Origin of the sequence: Nocardioides imazamoxiresistens (genome assembly GCF_032378595.1) — a bacterium.
Classification (GTDB): domain Bacteria; phylum Actinomycetota; class Actinomycetes; order Propionibacteriales; family Nocardioidaceae; genus Nocardioides; species Nocardioides imazamoxiresistens.
On the sequence record NZ_JAVYII010000005.1, the window covers coordinates 298,471 to 317,319 of the forward strand.

Below are 18,849 nucleotides of genomic sequence, written 5' to 3' on the forward strand. Positions count from 1 at the left end.
ACGCGCCGCAGCCCGCCGCCGGTTTTCGAGCGAGGCGACGAACCCGTCACCGCCGATCGCGTCCGGTCAGGAACCGTCCGTCGAGCGCGTACGCCCGGCCGCCCGGCACTCCCGCAGCCGGCGCGCGACGAGCACCCCGCCGCGCAGCAGCCCGTGCGTCGAGACGACCTGCAGCGCGTAGCGCGAGCAGGACGGCGCGAGGTTGCACACCGGCGTGGCCCGGCGGGCCGAGACGTTGAGCTGGTAGGACCGCACCAGCCGGGCGGCCAGCCGCGCGCCGGGCGAGTGCGGGCGCAGGGTGTGCGGGTCGACCGCGGACGGCGCGAACATCCCCAGCAGCGCCCGCAGCACGGTCGTCAGCGCCAGGAACGAGAAGCAGTCCAGGTCGCAGCAGTCCCCGCCGCAGTCGCAGCCGTCCCCCTTCCGCTTCTTCCCCTGGCGGGGCGCGCGGTAGCCGCGGCCACCCCCGCGGTCGCGGCGTCGGCGACCGCGCAGCTCGTCGAACCAGCTCACAGCGAGGCCTCCGGGAACGCGATGACGGACAGGAAGCGGATCGGCAGCTCGACGAGCTCGACCGGGCCGTGGGCGCCCTCGCCGTCCATCTGCAGCGAGTCGCCCGGGTGCAGGCGGTAGACGGTGCGCGAGTGCGAGTAATCCATGACGCCCTCCAGCAGGTAGACGAACTCGGTGCCCGGGTGCTGGAAGAGCGGGTACGTCTCGCTCTTCTCGGTCAGCGTCACGTGGAGGCACTCGAGCCGCTTGTGCTCGCCGCGCAGGGAGCCGAGCAGCTCGTACTCGTGCCCCTCCTTCGTGCCCGCCCGCACGATCCGCGCGCCGGTGCCCCGCGCCACGAAGGCGGCCGGCCGCTCGACCTCCGCGCCGCGGAAGAGCGACGTCACCGGCACGTCGAGACCGACCGCGAGCCGCGCCAGGGTGTTGAGGCTGCAGGAGGTCTGCGCGTTCTCGATCTTGCTCAGCATGGCCTTCGAGATCCCCACGCGCTCCGCCATGTCCCCGACGGACAACCCGTGCTGGGTGCGCAGGCTCCGCACGTTGCGCGCGATGGCCTCCTCGAGCGCCAGCTCCTCGAGCGGGTCGGAGGGCCGGCGCTCGCGCGCCGTGCCCGCCCGGTTGCGCAGCAGCGACGCGTCGGTGTCGTCGGCGGACCCCTCCGCGGACCCGGCAGACCGGGCAGGCTCGGTGGACATGGGTGAACCCTAGGAGACGGCGGTCACGGACGCAGCAGGTCTTCCAGCACGTCGGCCAGAGCCGCCGCGCCCGCCTCGGCGTCGGTGTCCTCGCACGCCTCCTCGGGCGAGTGGGAGACGCCCGTCGGGTTGCGGGTGAAGAGCATCGCGGTCGGCAGGGAGCCCGCGAGCACCCCGGCGTCGTGCCCGGCACCGGTGTCGAGCACCGGAGCCTCGGGCAGCACGCGGCCGAGCCGGCCCGACAGCCCGGCGTCGAAGTGCACGGTGCCGCCGTACGACTCCTCGACCAGCTCCACCGTGCAGCCCTCGGCCGCCGCGACCGCCCGTGCCCGCTCATGGATCGCGGCGACCACGGCCGCCGTCACGGCGTCGTCCGGGTGTCGCGCGTCGAGCCACAGGTCGACGCGGGACGCGATCACGTTGGTGCCCCCGGGTACCGGCACGACGCGGCCCACCGTCGCCCGCGCGTCCGGGTGCCCGGCCGCGACCTCGCGGGTCGCCAGCACGATCCCGGCCGCCACGACCATCGGGTCGCGACGGTCGAGCATCCGCGTGGTCCCCGCGTGGTTGCCCTCCCCCGTGACCGAGAACCGCCACCGGCCGTGCCCGAGGATCGAGGACCCGATCGCGACCGGCTGCCCGAGGTCGACGAGGCCCCGGCCCTGCTCGACGTGCAGCTCCACGAAGGCCTCGAGGCCCGCGAGCCGCTCGGGGTCGGGCCCGATCCGCTCGACGTCGAGCCCGGCCGCGGCCGCGACCTCCGCGAACGTGCGGCCGTCGGCGTCGCGCAGACCGCGCGCCCGGTCGGGGTCGATCGCGCCGGCCATCAGCCGCGAGCCGAGGCAGGCGACGCCGAACCGTGCCCCCTCCTCCTCGGGGAAGGCGACGACGGCCAGCGGCTTCTCGCTGCGCACGCCGCGCGCCTCGAGCAGGTCGAGGGCCGCGAGGGCGGAGGCGACGCCGAGCGGACCGTCGTACTCCCCTCCCCCCGGCACCGAGTCGAGGTGGCTGCCGGTGACGATCGCGCGACCGCCGGTGCCCGGGCCTCCGCTGCCGTGGCGCCACGCCCAGATGGCGCCGTTGCGGTCGGTCTCGACCTCCAGCGAGCGCCGCTGCGCCTGCTCGACGAACCACTCGCGCAGCACCATCTCGGCGTCGTCGAAGACGAAGCGCGACCAGCCGCCGCGAGTCGCGTCGCGACCGACGTCGGCGATCTCGCGCAGCAGTCCCGCGACCGAGGCGCTCACGCGCCCACCGCCGCGAGCCGGAAGGCCGGGGCGACCTCGCCCGCACCGGTGGCCGCGTCGGCCGCCAGCCGCCCGATCAGCGGGGCGAACTTGGCGCCGTGGCCCGAGCAGGGTGACACGATCGTGATGCCGTCCGCGCCGTCGATCACGAAGTCCTCGTCGGGGGTGTTGGTGAACAGGCAGGTGGTCTCGGCGTACGGCTCCGGCACGAGTCCGGGCAGGTGCTCCTCGACGTACGCGACCACCCGCGCCCGGTTGGCCGGGTCGACCACGCCGTCGGCCGCGGCGGCCGAGCCGATCACCGGCCCGCCGTTGTACTCCGCGACCTTCTGGCCGCGGAACCCGGCGTCGCGCCCGCCCGGGAGCCCGTAGACCTGGATGCCCGGGATCTTGTGGATGAACGTCGGCCAGCCGTCGGCCGGCAGCCCGTCCGGGGTCTCGCGGTAGGGGAAGTGGTACGCCTGCTCCTGGCGCACCTGCAGGGGCGGCACGCGCCGCGCGAGCGCGGCCGGCAGCGTCCCGAGCAGGTCGGGCAGCCAGCCGCCGGCGCTGACGACCACGTGGTCGGCGCGCAGCTCGGCGCCGTCGTCCGAGAGCACCCGGAACCCCGACCCGTCGGCCACGACCCGCGCCACCGGCCACCCGGTCAGCACCGTGGCGCCTGCGGCCTCGGCCAGCCGCGCCATCGCCAGCACGGAGCCCTCGGCGTCGATGACGCCGGCCCCGGGGTGCCACAGCACGTCGGAGTCGAAGACCAGGCCGGGCCAGCGTTCCGCGGCGGCCGGGGCGCTCAGCAGCTCGTGCTCGACGCCCGCGCCGGCCATCATCGCGGCGAGGTTGTCGGGGCGGCGGCCGACCCCGTGGTCCAGGGAGCCCGTCGGCGTGACCAGCCGTGTCCCGGCCAGGTCCTCCAGCTCGTCCCACGCCTCGCGCGCCCGCACGACCAGGCCCGTGTAGAACGGGTCCTGGTAGCCGTAGCGGAAGATCCGCGCCGACCCGTGCGAGCTGCCGTGCTCGTTGGCCGGCGTGGTCCGCTCGACCAGCGTCACCTCGTGCCCGCGTCGCGCCAGCTCCCAGGCCGTCGCCGACCCGGCCAGTCCGGCTCCCACCACCACGTACGACGTCAACGTCGTCCCTCCTCGTCGAGTTGCTGCACCGATTCTCGCGCGGGCGTCGCCGTGACGACCACCGCCCGCGCCGCGCCGCGGACCCCGCCCGCGGGGCCCGCCGGCCCGCCGGGTTCCGGCAGCCAGACGTGCCCCGGGCGTACCGTCCCCGCCCGCAGCTCCAGCTCGCCCGCGAGCACCCACACCGCGACCGCGTCCGGGTCCCGGATCCCGCCCGCGTCCACGTCGCGCACCCGCATCGAGCCGCGCACCCGTCCCCGGGCCAGGACGAGGTTGAGGTTCTGCACGGCGCCGCCGAGCGGGACCGCGCGGGTGTCGGCCTCGCCGGGGTACGCCACCACCTCGCCGTGGCGGGCGGAGACCTCCGCGCCGTCCACCACGAGTGCCAGGCCGTCGCCGGCCACCACGCACGAGACGCGGTCGGCGCCGTCGAAGCGGGAGTACGCCGCCGGCCCGGGCACGTGCGCCACGCTCACCCGCCACGCGCCGTCGGGCGCGGCGACGAGCTCCCGGGTCGTGCCGCGGCCGTTGCGCCACGGCACGCCCGGCAGCCCCGCCGGGTCGAGGACCCGGTCGCTCGCGCCGGGCTCGCTCAGAGCGGCCGGCCCGGGATCCAGTCGGTGCCGGCCAGCGGCACCCGCGCCATGGCGGCGGCCTCGATCGTCAGCGCGACCAGGTCCTCCGGCTCGAGGTGCGTCACGTGGGCCTTGCCGCAGGCGCGCGCGATGGTCTGCGCCTCCATGGTCAGCACCCGCAGGTAGTTGGCCAGGCGACGCCCGCCCTCGACCGGGTCGAAGCGGGCGGCCAGGTCGTCGTCCTGGGTGGAGATGCCGGCGGGGTCGCGGCCGTCCTGGTAGTCGTCGTAGTAGCCGGCGGCCGAGCCGATGGCCCGGTAGTCGGCGTCCCAGCGCGGGTCGTTGTCGCCGAGCGCGACCAGGGCGGCCGTGCCGATCGCGACGGCGTCGGCGCCCAGCGCCAGCGCCTTCGCGACGTCGGCACCGGTGCGGATGCCGCCCGAGACGATGAGCTGCACCCCGTCGGGGCGGCGGTGCACGCCGAGCTCCTGCAGCGCCTGGACGGCCTGCGGGACGGCGGCGAGCGTGGGGATGCCGACGTTCTCGATGAACACGTCCTGCGTCGCGGCCGTGCCGCCCTGCATGCCGTCGACGACGACCACGTCGGCGCCGGCGTGCACGGCGAGCTTGACGTCGTAGTAGGGCCGCGAGGCGCCGACCTTGACGTAGATCGGCTTCTCCCAGCCGGTGATCTCGCGGATCTCGCCGATCTTGATGGTCAGGTCGTCCGGCCCGGTCCAGTCGGGGTGGCGGCAGGCGCTGCGCTGGTCGATGCCCTGCGGCAGCGTGCGCATCCCGGCCACGCGCTCGGAGATCTTCTGGCCGAGCAGCATGCCGCCGCCGCCGGGCTTGGCGCCCTGGCCGAGCACGATCTCGATGGCGTCGGCCTTGCGCAGGTCGTCGGGGTTCATCCCGTAGCGGCTCGGCAGGTACTGGTACACGAGGTGCTTGGACTGGCCCCGCTCCTCCGGGGTCATCCCGCCGTCGCCGGTCGTCGTCGACGTGCCGGCCTCGCTGGCCCCGCGCCCGAGCGCCTCCTTCGCGCGCCCGGACAGCGCGCCGAAGCTCATTCCGGCGATGGTGACCGGCGTGGCCAGGTGCAGGGGGTACGTGGCGTTGCGCGCCCCCAGCACGACGTCGGTGCCGCACCGCTCGCGGTAGCCCTCGAGGGGGTAGCGCGACATCGAGGCGCCGAGGAACAGCAGGTCGTCGAAGTGGGGCAGCCGCCGCTTGGCGCCCCCGCCGCGGATGTCGTAGATGCCGGTCTCGGCGGCCCGCTGGATGTCGTGGACGGTCGCGGGGTCGAACGTGGCCGAGGGTCGCAGGCCCCGGCGCGCGAGGGTGAGGTCGTCGTTCACTTCTCGGTCCTCTCAGTACGCCGACGCGTTGTCGACGCGGAAGTGGTAGAGCGTGCGGGCGGAGCCGTAGCGCGTGTACGTGGCCGGGTCGTCGTCCTCGAACCCGGCCGCCTTGAGCAGCGCGGCGAGCTCGGCGAGGTGCTCGTCGCGCATCTCCTTGGCCACGCAGTCGGCGCCGAGCGAGGCCACCTCGCCGCGCACGTAGATCCGGGCCTCGTAGATCGAGTCGCCCAGCGCCTCGCCGGCGTCGCCGCGCACGACGAGCCGTCCGGCCTGCGCCATGAAGGCGCTCATGTGGCCGATCGATCCGCCCACGACGATGTCGACGCCCTTCATCGAGATGCCGCAGCGCGCCGCCGCGTCGCCCTCGACGACGAGCAGGCCGCCGTGGGCGGTGGCGCCCGCCGACTGCGACGCGTTGCCCTTCACCAGCACCGAGCCGCTCATCATGTTCTCCGCGACGCCGACCCCGGCGTTGCCCTCGATGACGACGTCGGCACGCTGGTTCATGCCCGCGGCGTAGTAGCCGACGTGGCCCGCGACGGTGACCTGGCGCGGGCTGTCGAGCCCGACGGCGACCGCGTGGGCACCCCGCGGGTGGGTGATCGTGGCGCCCTCGTCGGGCGCGAGGGCGTCGTGCCCCTCGACCTCGCGACCCTGCAGCAGGGCGTTGACGGTGCGCAGCGGCGTCGTCGCCAGGTCCAGCTCGCGGGTGGCGACGGGCGCCAGGGTGGGCGCCAGGGTGCTCAGCGCGTCCATGCGTAGATCCTCTCGGGCTCGGGCTCGTAGATGCGGGCCTCGGCGATGCCGGGCAGGCCGACGAGGGCGCGGTACTCCGACGCCATCGCGACCCAGTCGTCGTGCTCGGCGATCACCGCGGGCTTGCAGGCGATGGCGTCGCGCACGACGGCGAAGGAGTCGGAGTCGGCGACCAGCAGCGTGTAGAAGCCGTCGAACGTGGTCAGCAGCTCCTTGAGCGCGGTCTCGACCGTCAGGCCGGCCGCGAGGCGGTCGGCGACGAAGCGGGCGCCGACCTCGGTGTCGTTCATGGAGTCGAACTCGACGCCCGCCGCGACCAGGTCGCGCCGGATCGAGGCGTGGTTGGAGAACGAGCCGTTGTGCACGAGGCACTGGTCGGGCCCGACCGCGTAGGGGTGGCAGCCGCCGGGGGTCACCGCCGACTCCGTGGCCATCCGGGTGTGCCCCACGCCCTGCCAGCCCTGGGCGGCGGGCAGGCCGTACGCCTCGGCGAGGTCGCGCGGGTGTCCGACGCCCTTGAGCACCGCGACGTCGGCGCCGAAGCCCGCCACGAGCGCGTCGGGGTACGCCTCGAGCACCGCGGCCCGCAGCGCGTCCGTGCCGACCTCGGCGGGCACGTGGGCGACCAGCGTCGGGCCGGCGTCGACGACCTCGACGGCCGAGCCGAGCGCCGCCGTCAGCGCACCGGCGGCGGTGGTGGCGGGCGTACCGCTGCCGAGGCCGGTCGCCGCGGCGTCCGGCACGAACGAGACGGTGACGTGGCCCGCGGGCGACCAGCGGGGGTCGCCGTAGACGGCGATGCCGGCCGAGTCGGCGCCCCGGTCCTGCATCTCGCAGAGCATCTGGGTGAGCAGCTCGCCGAGGCGGGGCTGGAGGGCGGGGTTGCGCAGGTGCAACCCGACGATGCCGCACATGGGCGGTCCTTTCTGCAGCGGCTCAGTAGGCCGTGAGGTAGTGGTCGATCTCCCAGGACGTGACGCGCGCGTGGTAGGCGAAGAACTCGGCGCGCTTGGACTCGGCGAAGTAGGCCGCCACCGCGTGCTCCCCGCCGCCCGCCACGTCGAGCGCCGCCCCGACCACGGGGTCGGCCTCGAGGGCCTCGACGGCGTGCAGCAGGGTCCGCGGAAGCGGGTCGCGGGTGGTGCCGTTGTCGCCGCCGACGCTGCCCGGGTCGAGGTCGCGCTCGATCCCGTCGAGGCCGGCGCCGATGGTGGCCGCGATCGCGAGGTAGGGGTTCGCGGAGCCGTCCCCGCCGCGCAGCTCGAGGCGGTGGTGGTCGGGCACGCGGATGAAGTGGGTGCGGTCGTTGCCGCCGTAGGTCGGGAAGTTCGGCGCCCAGCTCGCCCCCGACGTCGTCGAGACGGCGCCGGTGCGCTTGTAGGAGTTCACGCTGGGCCCGAGCACGGCCTGCAGGGCCGAGGCGTGCTCGAGGATGCCGGCCGCGAACGAGTACGCCGTGGGGCTGAGGCCGAGGCCGCGCTCGTCGTCGGCGTCGGGGAACGCGGAGGCCCCGTCCCGCCACAGCGACAGGTGCAGGTGCAGCCCGGAGCCGGTGCGGTCGGAGAAGGGCTTGGGCATGAACGTGGCGACCATGCCGCGCTCCTCGGCGAGCATCGAGATGAGGTAGCGCAGCGTCACGACGCGGTCCGCGGTGGTCAGCGCGTCGGCGTACTCGAAGTTCTGCTCGAACTGGCCGTTGCCGTCCTCGTGGTCGTTGGCGTAGTTGCCCCAGCCGAGCTCGTTCATGGCGCGGGAGACGGCGGCGAGGTGCTCGTACATCCGCGTGACGCCGCGGGCGTCGTAGCAGGGTCGGGCCGCGCTGTCGCCGGGGTCGGCGGTGACCAGGGAGCCGTCGGCCTCGCGGCGCAGCAGGAAGTACTCCACCTCCGCGCCGACGAAGGCCTCGAGCCCGCGCTCGGCCTGCAGCCGGGCCAGCATGGCCTTGAGCACGACGCGCGGCGCGAACGGCCACGGCCGGCCCTCCACGTGCGGGTCGCAGTGCACGATCGCGAGGCCCTCCTTGATGAAGGGGACCGGGGTGAAGCTGGCGGGGTCCGGGACCACCATGAGGTCGGGGTCCTTCGGCTCCTGGCCCATCGAGCCCACGGCGTAGCCGGCGAAGCCGACACCCTCGGTCTGCAGCTGGTGCACCGCCTCGACGGGCACGAGCTTGGCGCACGGCTTGCCGTTGAGGTCGACGAAGAGCGCCAGGATGAAGGTCGTTCCCGCCTTCTCGGCGAGCGTCGCGAGGTCGGCCGCCTCGGTGCTCTGCGTGGTCTCGGTCATCGTGCCCTCCGCTTGTCCACTGTAGTGAATCACTGTCCACGAGTAGTAGACACAGCGGGTGTTGCCGGAGTGTTTCGTCGTCGTCACGATCTGCCGCGCGGATCGAGGGCCGGTCGGCGGCCGGTCGGCGGCCGGTCGGGTGCGGTGGCCGCGGGTACCGTCAGGAGGAGTACCCGAGCCGAGGAGGAACCATGGGTGGACGACGTTGGATCGTGGCCGCGGTCCTCGTGCTGCTGCTGCTCGTGGGCGGTGCGTTCGTGCTGATCGCGCTGACCCAGGACGAGGGCGGGAGCGACGCACCGGGCGACCCGAGCGGCGCGTCGGTGACGCAGGGTGGTGCCATCACGGCCACGGCCTGAGCCGTGGCCGTCAGCGAGCGCCGACGGCACGCGTACGTCGCCATGATGGCGACGTGCGTGGGCCTGTTCGTGCTCGGCGCCGCGTTCGGTCGGCACCTCCCGTTCGGCCTGACGATGACCATGTTCGTCGTCGCCGCGCTGATCCCGCCGTTCGCCGCGGTCGTCGCGAACGCCGGGGCGCTGCAGGACGACGACGCTGCGGACCCCGACGGGCCCGACGACCCGGACCGACCGGACCCCTACCGCGGCATCGAGGACCGGTGAGGTGGCGTCGCGGCGCCCGCCGCGCGAACGACCCCGAGCCCCCGGCGGAGCACCTGCACGAGCGGCTCGTCGCCGCGATCGTCGGCACCCTGGGCCCGACGCTGCGCCGCCTCGCCGGCGAGCACCTGTACGCCGTGGCCCTCACGACCGACGACGACGTCATGACGGTGGACCTCCTCGCGCACACCGAGGAGGCGCTGGCGCGCCTGACCGGCGGCGCGGTCGACGAGGACGGCACGGACGGCGAGGCCGCGGCGTACCTGCGCTGGTGGCCCGACGAGTGGGGCGCCTCGTCCGACGACGTGGCGCCCGACGACGGCGCGGAGACGCTGGTGACACTGAGCCGCGCGCTCGCGGACGCCGGCGACGCCGCGCCCGACCACGACCGGTGGCGGACGCGCGGGCGCGACCTGCTGGACGCCGCCCTCGGCGACGAGCGGGTCCGCGCAGCCCTGGCGGCGCACCGTCCGGTGAGCGCGCCCGTGCTGTTCGTGACGACGACCGACGGCGACCTCGCCCGGACCGTGGCCAGCCTCGACGCGCTCAACCCCGACCACCCGCGGCCGGCACTGGTGGCCGCGGCGCGGGCGTACCTCAGCTCCTGAGCGCGCCGCCGTCGCGAGCCGCGGAGGACAGCGTCAGGACCTCGACGCCGTCCTCGGTGACGGCGACGGTGTGCTCGCTGTGGGCGGTGCGGCAGCCGGTCGCGCTGCGCAGGGTCCAGCCGTCGGGGTCGGTGACGAGACGGTCCGTGTCGACCATCGCCCAGGGCTCGAGCGCGAGCACCAGCCCGGGGCGCAGACGGTAGCCGCGGCCCGGTCGGCCGGCGTTGGCGACGTGCGGGTCCTGGTGCATCGTCGAGCCGATCCCGTGCCCGCCGAACTCGAGGTTGACCGGATAGCCGGCGGCCTCGAGGACGGACCCGATGGCGTGCGACAGGTCGCCGATCCGTGCGTCGGGGCCGGCGACGGCGATCGCGGCCGCCAGCGCCCGCTCGGTGGCGTCGATGAGCGCCACGCTCTCGGCCGGCCGGGCCTCGCCGACCAGGAAGCTGACGGCGGCGTCGGCCGCGACGCCGTCGAGCGAGACCGCGAGGTCGAGGGTGAGCAGGTCGCCGTCGGCGAGGGCGCGGTCGTGCGGAAGGCCGTGCAGCACCGCGTCGTTGACGGCCGTGCAGATGTGGTGCCCGAACGGGCCGCGCCCGAAGGACGGCGCGTAGTCCACGTAGCAGGAGTCCGCGCCCGCCTCCTCGATCATCGTCCGCGCCCAGGCGTCGATCTCGAGCAGGTTGGTGCCGACGACGGCGCGCTCGCGCAGCGTGGCCAGGATGTCGCCGACGAGCGCGCCGGTGACGCGCGCCCGCGCCAGCTTGGCGGGGCTGAGGATCTCGATCACGGGGGTCCCTTCGAGGGGTTCGGATAACTATCCCGGGAATGTTATCCCGGTACTACTATCCGTCCCATGGTCCGCCTGCCCCTCTCCCCCGCCGAGGTCGAGCGCGGCCGCCGGCTCGGCGCCCTGCTGCGCCGTGCTCGCGGCCAGCGCCCGATGCTCGAGACCGCGCTGAGCGCCGGCCTGTCCCCCGAGACCCTGCGCAAGATCGAGTCCGGCCGCGTCGCGACGCCCGCCTTCCCCACCGTCGCCGCGATCGCCGGCGTCCTCGGCCTCTCGCTCGACGAGGTGTGGGCCGAGATCAGCGGCGAGGCACACCTCGACGCCGAGGAGGGCGAGGCCCGCGCCGGCTGAGGCCGACGCGGGCCCCCAGCCTCAGGCGGTACGCCTCTCCCGACGCGCCGCGGCGGCCCCCAGCGCCAGGTCGACGCCGAGCAGCACGAGCAGGCTGATCCCCAGCAGCGGCAGGAACCAGCCGACGACGACGGCCACGGCGCCGAGCAGCACGATCCCGACCGGCGGCGCGGAGCGCCACGCCCCGCGCGCCGGGGCCCGGCCGACCCGAGCGACCCGGCCGCCCCGGCCAACGCCCCGCGTGGGGCGGCGCTGCCACCACATCCGGTAGCCCGTCACGACCATCGCGGCGATCGCCAGGCCGAGACCGAGCAGCACCACCTGGTTGACGACGCCGAACAGGGTGCCCATGTGGGCGTCGACGCCCCAGCGCGCCAGCTTGGCCATGAACGGGTAGTCGTCGAAGCGCACCACGTCGACCACCTCGCCGGAGGCCGGGTCGACCGCCGCGGCGTCGACCTGGACCGGCCACGACCGGTCGATCTCCTGCACCACGTAGGTCGCCGTGCCCGAGCTCGGCCGGCCGATCTCGACGAACGTGCCGAGGCCCTCGGCCCGGGCGGCGTCGAGGGCGGCCTGGAACCCGACACCCGGAGCGTCCGCGCCCTTCCCGTCGGCCGGGTCCGTCGTGCCGTGGTCCCCGTGCCCCCCGTGCCCGCCGTGCCCGCCGCCGTGGTGCGCGTGCTCGTCGGCGCCCTCGTGCGGCTGCGTGAGGTCGGCGACGACCGCCGGCGTGCTCCAGTCCATCGCGGCGCGCAGGTCGGTGACGTTGGCGCCGGCGTGCTGCGACCAGGTCAGGCCCGTCGCCGAGAGCCCGACCAGGCCGACCGCGACGACGGTGCCGAGCAGGCCGTGCACCGCGCGGGTGCGCAGCCGACCGGTGGCTCCGCGCACGCGGCGTACCCTCCGGTTGCGCCGCTGCGGCCCCGTCCACCACAGGGCGACCCCGGCGAGGGCGACCACCCACAGCCAGGAGGCGGCGAGCTCGGAGTAGAGCCGCCCCGTGTCCCCGAGGTGCAGGCTGCGGTGCAGCTCGTCGACCCAGGTGCGCAGCGGCAGGGCGCCGGAGGTGCCGTACGCCGTCAGCTCACCGGTCACCTCGGCGGTCACCGGGTCGACGAACACAGCGAGGGTGCGTGACGTGGCGGTCTCGCCGTCGTCGAACATCACGCGGGTGGTGGCGCCCGGCTCGGGCGCGGGGCGCACCGCGACGAGCGGCAGGTCGGGCTGCACCTCGCGGGCCGCGGCGACCTGCTCGTCGAGGGGCACGGCCGGGCCGCGGGCGTCGGTGGTGAGCTCGTCGGCGTACACGACGCGCTCGACCTGCGGCGTGACCGCGTAGAGCGCGCCGCTGAGCGCCGCGACGAGCAGGAACGGCGCGATCAGCACGCCGGCGTAGAAGTGCAGCCGCAGCAGCAGCGGACGCCACGAGCGGGCGCGCGGCGGCGCCGGTGGGTCCTCGGGGGGTGCGGGTTGAGCGGGGGTGTCGGTGGTCATCGGACTCCTGGGGGTACGACGGGAGGCGGGCGCACCGCACGGCCCCGGACCGCGGCGGGTGGCCGGGCGGTCGGGGGTGCGGTGGCTCGCGGGGAGCGTCGTGGAGGGGTACGCGCGTCGGCGCGGCGCGGGCGACCCCGCGGCGCGCCGGTCGTCGGACGAGCGGGTCGTCAGACGGTCGCGCGGACGAGCGGCGGCGCCCGCGGCGGCAGGCAGCGCCGCGTCGTCAGGCACCGCAGCCGGGCCGGGGTAGCCGACGTGGGGGCGATCGGACGGGTCGGCCTCAGGGGCGCTGGCGGGCGCAGGTGGGCGAGCAGGGCCCGCACGAAGGCGTGCAGGGCGCGACGGGTCGGGCGTACGACGGCGAGGTCCGTGAGGGTCACCAGCGCCCGCTCGCCGGCGGCGAGCCACCAGCCGCCGACGCCGGCGGCCGCGAGGTGCAGGGCGAGCATCGGCAGCGGGGAGCCGGCGGCGTACGACGCGTGGGCCCCGTGCGCCCCGTGGGCTGCATGACCCGCGGGCGCGAGCAGCATCAGGGCGAGGTGCAGCGCTCCCTGGCCGAGGGCCAGCAGCAGCGCGGTCTCCCACGCGTCGGCGCGGCGGGCCAGCAGCAGGGCGCCGGCAGCGGCGAACGGCGGCAGCAGCGCGAGCAGCGTCCCCGCCGCGGGCAGGGCGCCGCCGGCGAGGGCGTGGCCCGCGACGCCGGCGAGCAGCACGACGACGGCGAGCACGGTGCCCCGCACCAGCCGCAGCCCCCACCCGATCGACGTCACGGGCGCTCATTCTGCGCCACCAGGCACGAGGGCCCCGGACCGGGCGACGGGTGACGTCGGCCCCGGTCCGGGGTCCTGGGGTCGCGGGGGTGCCGCGCGACGGCCGGGGCCGTCAGGCCTTCGTGCTCTCCGGGGCGCCGTCGGCGGCCGCGGACTCCTGCGCGAGGGCGGCGATGCGCTCGGTGCCCGGGGCGCCGGTGAGGCGGTCGGCGCGAGCCTCGCCGAGGCTGCCGCCGGAGCGCTCGAGGTCGTAGGCGGTCTCCGAGTGCTCGGTCAGGTCGAGCCCGGCGAACTCCTTCTCCTCGTCGACGCGCAGGCCGATCGTCTTGTCGAGGACCTTCGCGACGATCCAGGTCATCACGAACGCGTAGCCGCAGGTCGCGCCGATGGCGACCACCTCGCGCCAGGCGATGTCCCAGCTGCCGCCGAGCAGGACGCCCTGGATGCCGGCCGGCGAGCCCGCGAAGCCGATCAGCACGACGCACAGCGAGCCGACGATGCCGCCCATGCCGTGCACCGCGAATGCGTCCAGCGACTCGTCCACGCCCAGCTTCTTCTTCCACGTGCAGGCCCAGGCCACGAACGCGCCGGAGGCGACGCCGACCACGATCGCGCCGAGGGCGTCGACCGCGTCGGCCGACGGCGTGATGCCGACGAGGCCGGCGATGATGCCGGAGGCCATGCCGAGGGTGGTCGGCGCGCCGTCGCGGATCTTCTCGACCAGGCAGAAGCCGATCATGCCGGTGGCGCCGGCGATGAGGGTCGTCATCACGGCGTACTGCGCCAGGAAGTTCGCGCCGCCCGCGGTGCCGCCGTTGAAGCCGAACCAGCCCATCCACAGCAGGCCGGCGCCGAGCAGGACCAGCGGGATGTTGTGGGGGCGGGTGCCCATGTTCTTGCGGGGACCGAGCACCATCGCGAGCGCCAGCGCGCCGAGGCCCGCGGACATGTGCACGGCGGTGCCTCCGGCGTAGTCGTGCAGGCCGAGGTCGTTGCGCATCCAGCCGCCCTGCGTGCCGTCACCGTCGAAGGCGAAGACCCAGTGGCCGAGCGGGAAGTACACGACGGTCACCCAGACCATCGAGAACACGAGCCAGCCGCCGAACTTCATCCGCCCGACCGCACCGGAGGCGACGATGGCGACCGTGATCGCGGCGAACAGGATGTAGAACGCGAACCAGTACGGGTCGACCAGCTGCGCCTCGCCCGGGTCGTCGTAGATCCCGAGGAACCCAAGGTAGCCGTCGGGGTTGCCGATGAGGCCGAGCCCGCCGACGGAGTCGCCGACCACGAGGCCGTGGCCGAACAGGACGTAGAGGACGGTCACCGTGGCGAGCGTGCTCATCGTCATCATGATCATGTTGAGCGCGTTCTTGCTGCCGACCATGCCCCCGTAGAACAGGGCGATGCCCGGGAACATGATGATGACGAGCGCCATCGCGGCGAGCATCCACGCGACGTCTGCTGCGGGCATGCGGTTCTCCTTCGGTCTCTCCGAGACGGGTCAGCGGGTGGATCCGTGCTCGCGCAGCCACGCTGCGGCGCGATGGCGGTAGGTGGCGACGCCCTTGTAGTCGGCCATGTCCTCGGGCAGCTCGGCGAGCACCTCCGCGGTGCGCACCCGCCACGGCTCGACGAGCGCGAGCTCGGCGAAGGGCAGCAGGTAGCTGCGGATGAGGAACATGACGGCGCCCGACTCCGGCAGCCGGATGAGGTGCTGCACCTCGGTGCGCAGGTGCACGACCTCGCCGAACGTGGCGTCGTCGACGGTCTGCACCCACGTGCGGTCCGGGCCCCACTCGGGGTAGAGCTCGGTCGACACGTCGAGGCGGCGCCCGATCGTGAGCGTCCAGTTGGTGCGTCGGTAGGTCTCGTTCGGCTGCAGGCGCCGGATGAACTCCTGCGCCCGGGTGATCACGCCCTCGGAGTGGATCCGCGGCACCGGGCCGTGGATCTCCAGGAAGCTCATGCCGACGTCGAAGCCGAACGACCAGTCGGCGGCGAAGGTGACCACGCCGGCGTCGCCGAACAGGGCGCCGTCGCGCTCGTCGAGGAGCACCACGTCCTCCTGCACCTGCGAGGCGATCCACGCCAACGGCTCGGCGGGCAGGGTCGCGGCGTCGCCGAGCGTGAAGGTGTGGTCGACGTCGAGGAGCGCGTTGCGCCAGCGGTACGCCGGTCGCACGGCCCCGGGGGCGCTCACGGTCTCCAACGAGAAGGCCGTCGGGTCGGCGAGCGCCAGCTCGCGCATGAGGTGCACCATCGCGTCCCAGCAGGCGACCTCCATGTGCGGCAGCACGGCGTACCGCGACGGGTCGCGCCGCAGGATGTCGGCCCGCTGCGCCAGCTCGTGGGCGTACGCGGAGTCGACGTCCACGACGACGTCGCCCCACTGCCCGGCCGGCGTCGTCACCGTCCCCCGCGCGGGCTCGACGTTGGTGGAGTAGCGGTAGGTGGGCTGCGGGAAGGGGAACGGGAACCCGGCGACCAGGTCGCGGGCCAGGTCGCCGGCCGGGGCGGGCGTGCGCGGGGTCGCGGCGAGGGTCACAGGGCCACCTCCAGGTGGGCGCGGCCGTCGGCCGCGGGCAGGGCGCGGGAGACGCAGGCCATCACGACGTCGCCGCGGGCCCGCTCGTCGTCGGACAGGAACAGGTCGCGGTGCAGCACCGGGCTGCTCCCGGCCGCGACCGGGACGCGGCACTCGCCGCAGACGCCCTGGCGGCAGAGGTTCGGCACCACGCGACCGGCGTCCTCGAGGGCCTCGAGCAGGCTGGTGCCGGACGGCACCTCGACGACCTCGCCGCCGAGCCCGACCGTGAACGGCTCGCCGGGGTCGAGCGCCTCGACGCCGAAGGGCTCGAGGTGCACCCGGCTGGCGGGCCAGCCGAGGTCGGTCGCGGTGGCGACGACGGCGTCCATGAACCCGGGCGGCCCGCAGGTGTAGAGGTGCGTGCCGAGGGGCTGGTCGGCCAGGCGGACCGCGAGGTCCGCCGCCAGGTCGGCGCGGTCGTGCAGCACCGTCACCCGGTCGCCGGCGAGCTGCGCCAGCTCGTCGACGTGGGCGCCCCGGCCGTCGCGGCACACGTGGACCAGCTCGACGTCGCGGCCCCACCGCACGTGGGAGCGCAGGTGCGAGAGCAGCGGGGTGATGCCGATGCCGGCGCTCACCAAGAGGTGCCGGGTGGCCCGGTGGACGGGCGCGAAGGCGCTGCGGGGCGGGGTCGCGGTGACGCGGTCGCCGACGGCGAGACCGTGCACCCAGGCGGACCCGCCCGCCGCCGTACCGCCCTCGGCGGCGGGTGCGCAGCGCAGCACGGAGACGGCGTAGTGCTGCGGGTCGATGCTCTCGCCCGTCAGGGAGTACGCGTTCGCGCCGCGGCGGGCGCGTCCCTCACCGGCCGGCACGTCGATCACGAGGTGGCTGCCGGGCGTGTAGGAGGGCAGCCGCCCTCCCCCGGGCGCCACGAGGGTCAGCGACCGGGTGCCCGGGACGGAGTCGTCGACCGTCGCCACGACGAGGTCGAGACGGGCGCTCACGCGGCGGTCTCCGCGTCCACCATGAAGCCGAGGTGCGCGCCGGTGCGGCGCGAGACGTGCGGGTAGACGAGCAGGCGGCGTCCGCACCCGGTGCAGGCGACGACGTCGTCGATCGCGGCCGCGGCGAGGTTCGTGGTGTCGCAGTGCACGCACCACACCGCCCGCTCGGCGGTGTCGAGGACCCCGAAGGTCATCTCGTCGTCGGCCAGGCCGGCCCGCACACCGGCGCCCCGCACGGCGAGGCACTCCCGCGCCGAGCCCGCCACGAGCACGCGGTGGCCGACCCGGGCGGTCGCCAGGTCGGCGCGCAGCGCCGCGACCGCCGCGTCGGCGTCGGGGCAGTCGTGCCGTCGCACCGCGCGGCCGGCCAAGGCCTCCGCCCAGGCGTCGGCCACCACCCGGGCCCCGGGCAGGACGAGGAGCGTGAAGGTGCGCCCGCGCGGGTCGGGTGCCTCGAGGGGCGCCTCGTCGTCCCACGCCCAGCGCGGCACGCTGGTCTGGCTCATGCTGACCACGACCACCCTCCCCTCGTCCGGCGCGGAGCCCGCTGCTCGCGGGCGGTGCGCCCAGTCGACACGTGGCTCGTTTCCGCGCCGTGAAGCGCCTGTTCCACGTCCACGTCACCCCCGTGGATCCCCGTGATTTGGCTCACGACGACCTCCCGCGCAGCCCTGCGGAGCCCGTCAGAGCAGCGTCGCGTCGCGGTCGCCGGCGTAGAACGCCAGGGCGTACGACGGCGTCGAGAACGCGATCCGCGAGCCCTTCGGGAAGAAGATCGCGTCCTTCGCCCGGGCGACGGTCCGCTGCCCGGTGTCCACGTTCTCGAGGAGGAACTCGCCCTCGAGCACGACCTTCATCTCGTCGTACTCGTAGAGGTAGACCAGCGGCTCGTCGGTGTGCTTGAGCTCGAAGAAGCCGGAGCACATCGTGCTGCCCTCGGGGTTCTCGTAGACGTCGCCGATGTAGCCCTCGGCCTGCGGGAAGTCGGTCATCCGCGGCAGGCCCTCCCAGGCGCCGGCGGTGACCCGGAACGCGGGAACGGGGGTGGTGGCGGCGGGGGCGTCGGGTGTGGTCGTCACGGCGGGGCTCCAATCACAGCAGGAAACGATGTCCGCTCTGATGAAACTCATGCCAGGTTTCGCGCCGTCCGACGCGACGTAACGATCGCGTGACGGGGCCCGCCGACGGCAGGCCCCGCCACGGCGAGGAGGGAGAGGGCGCGGGCCTACGCCGAGGTCGCGTGCCAGCGACCGTTGAGGCGACCCACCTGGATCGGGTGGTCGAAGGCCGCGCTGACCAGCTCGCTGGTCAGGACCTCGTCGACCGGCCCGGCCGCGACGAGCACGCCGCCGCGCACGAGCGCGGCGTGGCTGGTCGTGCGGGGCAGCTCCTCGAGGTGGTGGGTGACCAGCACGGTCGAGGCCGTCGGATCCTCGGCCACGACGTCGTCGACCGCGGCGAGGAACTGCTCGCGGGCCGCCAGGTCGAGCCCGGTGGTCGGCTCGTCGAGCAGCAGCAGCCCGGGGCGGCCCACCAGGGCGCGCGCGATGAGCGTACGGCCCCGCTCGCCCTGCGACAGGGTCGGCCACCGCTCCCCCGCACGCGTGGCCATCCCGACCCGCGCGAGCAGCTCGTGCACGCGGGACGCCTCGTCGGGCGTCGGCTCCCAGCGCCGCGGCAGGTCGGCCGAACCGGTCAGCCCGGTGAGCACGACCTGCTCGACGGTCAGCGAGGCGCCCGCGGTGTGCCGCGGGTTCACGTGCCCGATCATCCGCCGCAGCGTCTGCACGTCGATGCGGCCGAGCTGGTGGCCGAGGATCCGGACGGTGCCCGACGTCGGGTGGTTCTGCGCCCCGCACAGGCTGAGGATCGTGCTCTTGCCGGCGCCGTTGGAGCCCAGCACCGCCCAGTGCTCGCCCTGGCGCACCCGCAGGTCCACGCCGCCGAGCAGCTCCTTGCCGTTGCGTCGCAGCGTGACGGCCTCGAGCTCGAGGACGGGCGGGGCGCCCGCCTCGGAGGTCGTCGCGTCGGACGTCGTGGACAGGACCGCGGCGGTCGTCACGGCAGGGAGCTCCTCGTCAGGACGGGGTGGTGGGCACCGTGAACGGTAGTC

The 18,849-nt window shown here is 75.0% G+C and carries 22 protein-coding genes; 4 read left to right on the forward strand and 18 right to left on the reverse strand.

From position 1 onward, the window contains the following. Positions 1-66: 66 nt before the first annotated feature. The 9 genes from yidD to glnT are packed head-to-tail and all read right to left on the reverse strand — an operon-like array spanning position 67 to position 8,560. Positions 67-513: a membrane protein insertion efficiency factor YidD gene (yidD, locus tag RDV89_RS12970; protein WP_315733472.1), complete on the reverse strand. Its 447-nt coding sequence runs from the start codon at positions 511-513 to the stop codon at positions 67-69. Continuing rightward, positions 510-1,208 carry a helix-turn-helix domain-containing protein gene (locus tag RDV89_RS12975; protein WP_315733473.1) on the reverse strand — a complete coding sequence of 233 codons (699 nt, stop codon included), beginning with the start codon at positions 1,206-1,208 and terminating at the stop codon, positions 510-512. Before RDV89_RS12975 ends, yidD begins: the two co-directional genes overlap by 4 nt. A 23-nt stretch (positions 1,209-1,231) precedes the next feature. Then, complete coding sequence (locus tag RDV89_RS12980) at positions 1,232-2,455, reverse strand: allantoate amidohydrolase (RefSeq protein ID WP_315733474.1); 1,224 nt, start codon at positions 2,453-2,455, stop codon at positions 1,232-1,234. Beyond that, complete coding sequence (locus tag RDV89_RS12985) at positions 2,452-3,582, reverse strand: FAD-dependent oxidoreductase (RefSeq protein ID WP_315733475.1); 1,131 nt, start codon at positions 3,580-3,582, stop codon at positions 2,452-2,454. The genes RDV89_RS12980 and RDV89_RS12985 overlap by 4 nt, the downstream gene beginning before the upstream one ends. Further along, the gene (locus RDV89_RS12990) at positions 3,579-4,124 is read right to left on the reverse strand and encodes a HutD/Ves family protein (protein WP_315733476.1); all 546 of its coding nucleotides are present in this window, start codon (positions 4,122-4,124) and stop codon (positions 3,579-3,581) included. The genes RDV89_RS12985 and RDV89_RS12990 overlap by 4 nt, the downstream gene beginning before the upstream one ends. A 50-nt stretch (positions 4,125-4,174) precedes the next feature. Next, entirely contained in the window at positions 4,175-5,515 is a 1,341-nt protein-coding gene (locus RDV89_RS12995) for an FMN-binding glutamate synthase family protein (protein WP_315733477.1), read from the reverse strand. A 12-nt stretch (positions 5,516-5,527) separates the two neighbouring features. Beyond that, complete coding sequence (locus RDV89_RS13000) at positions 5,528-6,274, reverse strand: hypothetical protein (RefSeq protein WP_315733478.1); 747 nt, start codon at positions 6,272-6,274, stop codon at positions 5,528-5,530. Further along, entirely contained in the window at positions 6,262-7,188 is a 927-nt protein-coding gene (locus tag RDV89_RS13005) for a class II glutamine amidotransferase domain-containing protein (protein ID WP_315733479.1), read from the reverse strand. Before RDV89_RS13005 ends, RDV89_RS13000 begins: the two co-directional genes overlap by 13 nt. A gap of 22 nt (positions 7,189-7,210) precedes the next feature. Further along, the gene (glnT, locus tag RDV89_RS13010; RefSeq protein WP_315733480.1) at positions 7,211-8,560 is read right to left on the reverse strand and encodes a type III glutamate--ammonia ligase; all 1,350 of its coding nucleotides are present in this window, start codon (positions 8,558-8,560) and stop codon (positions 7,211-7,213) included. 191 nt (positions 8,561-8,751) lie between these two features. On the opposite strand from glnT, the gene RDV89_RS13015 reads away from it, so the two are divergent. From RDV89_RS13015 to RDV89_RS13025, 3 genes are read left to right on the forward strand one after another with little or no spacing between them, the layout of a single operon-like run. Beyond that, on the forward strand, positions 8,752-8,919 hold the full coding sequence (locus tag RDV89_RS13015) for a hypothetical protein (RefSeq protein ID WP_315733481.1): 168 nt from the start codon (positions 8,752-8,754) through the stop codon (positions 8,917-8,919). Positions 8,920-8,922: 3 nt separating this feature from the next. Then, positions 8,923-9,183 carry a DUF3099 domain-containing protein gene (locus tag RDV89_RS13020; RefSeq protein ID WP_315733482.1) on the forward strand — a complete coding sequence of 87 codons (261 nt, stop codon included), beginning with the start codon at positions 8,923-8,925 and terminating at the stop codon, positions 9,181-9,183. Further along, positions 9,180-9,788 (forward strand): DUF4303 domain-containing protein, encoded by a 609-nt coding sequence (locus tag RDV89_RS13025; RefSeq protein ID WP_315733483.1) that lies wholly within the window; start codon positions 9,180-9,182, stop codon positions 9,786-9,788. Before RDV89_RS13020 ends, RDV89_RS13025 begins: the two co-directional genes overlap by 4 nt. Here the strand turns inward: RDV89_RS13025 and map are convergent. Further along, positions 9,778-10,578 (reverse strand): type I methionyl aminopeptidase, encoded by an 801-nt coding sequence (gene map / locus RDV89_RS13030; protein ID WP_315733484.1) that lies wholly within the window; start codon positions 10,576-10,578, stop codon positions 9,778-9,780. The genes RDV89_RS13025 and map overlap by 11 nt on opposite strands. A 66-nt stretch (positions 10,579-10,644) precedes the next feature. On the opposite strand from map, the gene RDV89_RS13035 reads away from it, so the two are divergent. After that, positions 10,645-10,929: a helix-turn-helix domain-containing protein gene (locus tag RDV89_RS13035; RefSeq protein WP_315733485.1), complete on the forward strand. Its 285-nt coding sequence runs from the start codon at positions 10,645-10,647 to the stop codon at positions 10,927-10,929. Between the two features lie 21 nt (positions 10,930-10,950). Here RDV89_RS13035 and RDV89_RS13040 read toward each other — a convergent pair whose 3' ends face one another. The 8 genes from RDV89_RS13040 to RDV89_RS13075 all read right to left on the reverse strand — a co-directional run bounded on the left by RDV89_RS13040 (position 10,951) and on the right by RDV89_RS13075 (position 18,798). After that, on the reverse strand, positions 10,951-12,426 hold the full coding sequence (locus RDV89_RS13040) for a PepSY-associated TM helix domain-containing protein (protein WP_315733486.1): 1,476 nt from the start codon (positions 12,424-12,426) through the stop codon (positions 10,951-10,953). Between the two features lie 170 nt (positions 12,427-12,596). Next, positions 12,597-13,199: a hypothetical protein gene (locus RDV89_RS13045; protein WP_315733487.1), complete on the reverse strand. Its 603-nt coding sequence runs from the start codon at positions 13,197-13,199 to the stop codon at positions 12,597-12,599. A gap of 112 nt (positions 13,200-13,311) precedes the next feature. Beyond that, the gene (locus RDV89_RS13050) at positions 13,312-14,673 is read right to left on the reverse strand and encodes an ammonium transporter (RefSeq protein WP_315733488.1); all 1,362 of its coding nucleotides are present in this window, start codon (positions 14,671-14,673) and stop codon (positions 13,312-13,314) included. Positions 14,674-14,703: 30 nt separating this feature from the next. Next, positions 14,704-15,747, reverse strand: a complete 1,044-nt coding sequence (locus tag RDV89_RS13055; RefSeq protein ID WP_315733489.1) for a heme-dependent oxidative N-demethylase family protein — start codon at positions 15,745-15,747, stop codon at positions 14,704-14,706. Continuing rightward, the gene (locus RDV89_RS13060) at positions 15,744-16,736 is read right to left on the reverse strand and encodes a PDR/VanB family oxidoreductase (protein WP_315733490.1); all 993 of its coding nucleotides are present in this window, start codon (positions 16,734-16,736) and stop codon (positions 15,744-15,746) included. The genes RDV89_RS13055 and RDV89_RS13060 overlap by 4 nt, the downstream gene beginning before the upstream one ends. Then, on the reverse strand, positions 16,733-17,242 hold the full coding sequence (locus tag RDV89_RS13065; RefSeq protein ID WP_315733491.1) for a dimethylamine monooxygenase subunit DmmA family protein: 510 nt from the start codon (positions 17,240-17,242) through the stop codon (positions 16,733-16,735). Before RDV89_RS13065 ends, RDV89_RS13060 begins: the two co-directional genes overlap by 4 nt. Positions 17,243-17,419: 177 nt before the next feature. After that, positions 17,420-17,815 (reverse strand): cupin domain-containing protein, encoded by a 396-nt coding sequence (locus RDV89_RS13070; protein WP_315733492.1) that lies wholly within the window; start codon positions 17,813-17,815, stop codon positions 17,420-17,422. A gap of 146 nt (positions 17,816-17,961) precedes the next feature. Next, positions 17,962-18,798: an ABC transporter ATP-binding protein gene (locus RDV89_RS13075; protein WP_315733493.1), complete on the reverse strand. Its 837-nt coding sequence runs from the start codon at positions 18,796-18,798 to the stop codon at positions 17,962-17,964. Between the last annotated feature and the right edge of the window lie 51 nt (positions 18,799-18,849).

Excerpts from the sequence above, each read along its gene's own strand:
- RDV89_RS13000 (WP_315733478.1), bottom strand. The coding sequence starts at position 6,274 with ATGGACGCGCTGAGCACCCTGGCGCCCACCCTGGCGCCCGTCGCCACC.
- RDV89_RS13015 (WP_315733481.1), top strand. The coding sequence starts at position 8,752 with ATGGGTGGACGACGTTGGATCGTGGCCGCGGTCCTCGTGCTGCTGCTG.
- RDV89_RS12975 (WP_315733473.1), bottom strand. The coding sequence starts at position 1,208 with ATGTCCACCGAGCCTGCCCGGTCTGCCGGGTCCGCGGAGGGGTCCGCC.
- RDV89_RS13050 (WP_315733488.1), bottom strand. The coding sequence starts at position 14,673 with ATGCCCGCAGCAGACGTCGCGTGGATGCTCGCCGCGATGGCGCTCGTC.
- glnT (WP_315733480.1), bottom strand. The coding sequence starts at position 8,560 with ATGACCGAGACCACGCAGAGCACCGAGGCGGCCGACCTCGCGACGCTC.
- RDV89_RS13065 (WP_315733491.1), bottom strand. The coding sequence starts at position 17,242 with ATGAGCCAGACCAGCGTGCCGCGCTGGGCGTGGGACGACGAGGCGCCC.
- RDV89_RS13005 (WP_315733479.1), bottom strand. The coding sequence starts at position 7,188 with ATGTGCGGCATCGTCGGGTTGCACCTGCGCAACCCCGCCCTCCAGCCC.
- RDV89_RS13040 (WP_315733486.1), bottom strand. The coding sequence starts at position 12,426 with ATGACCACCGACACCCCCGCTCAACCCGCACCCCCCGAGGACCCACCG.
- RDV89_RS13035 (WP_315733485.1), top strand. The coding sequence starts at position 10,645 with ATGGTCCGCCTGCCCCTCTCCCCCGCCGAGGTCGAGCGCGGCCGCCGG.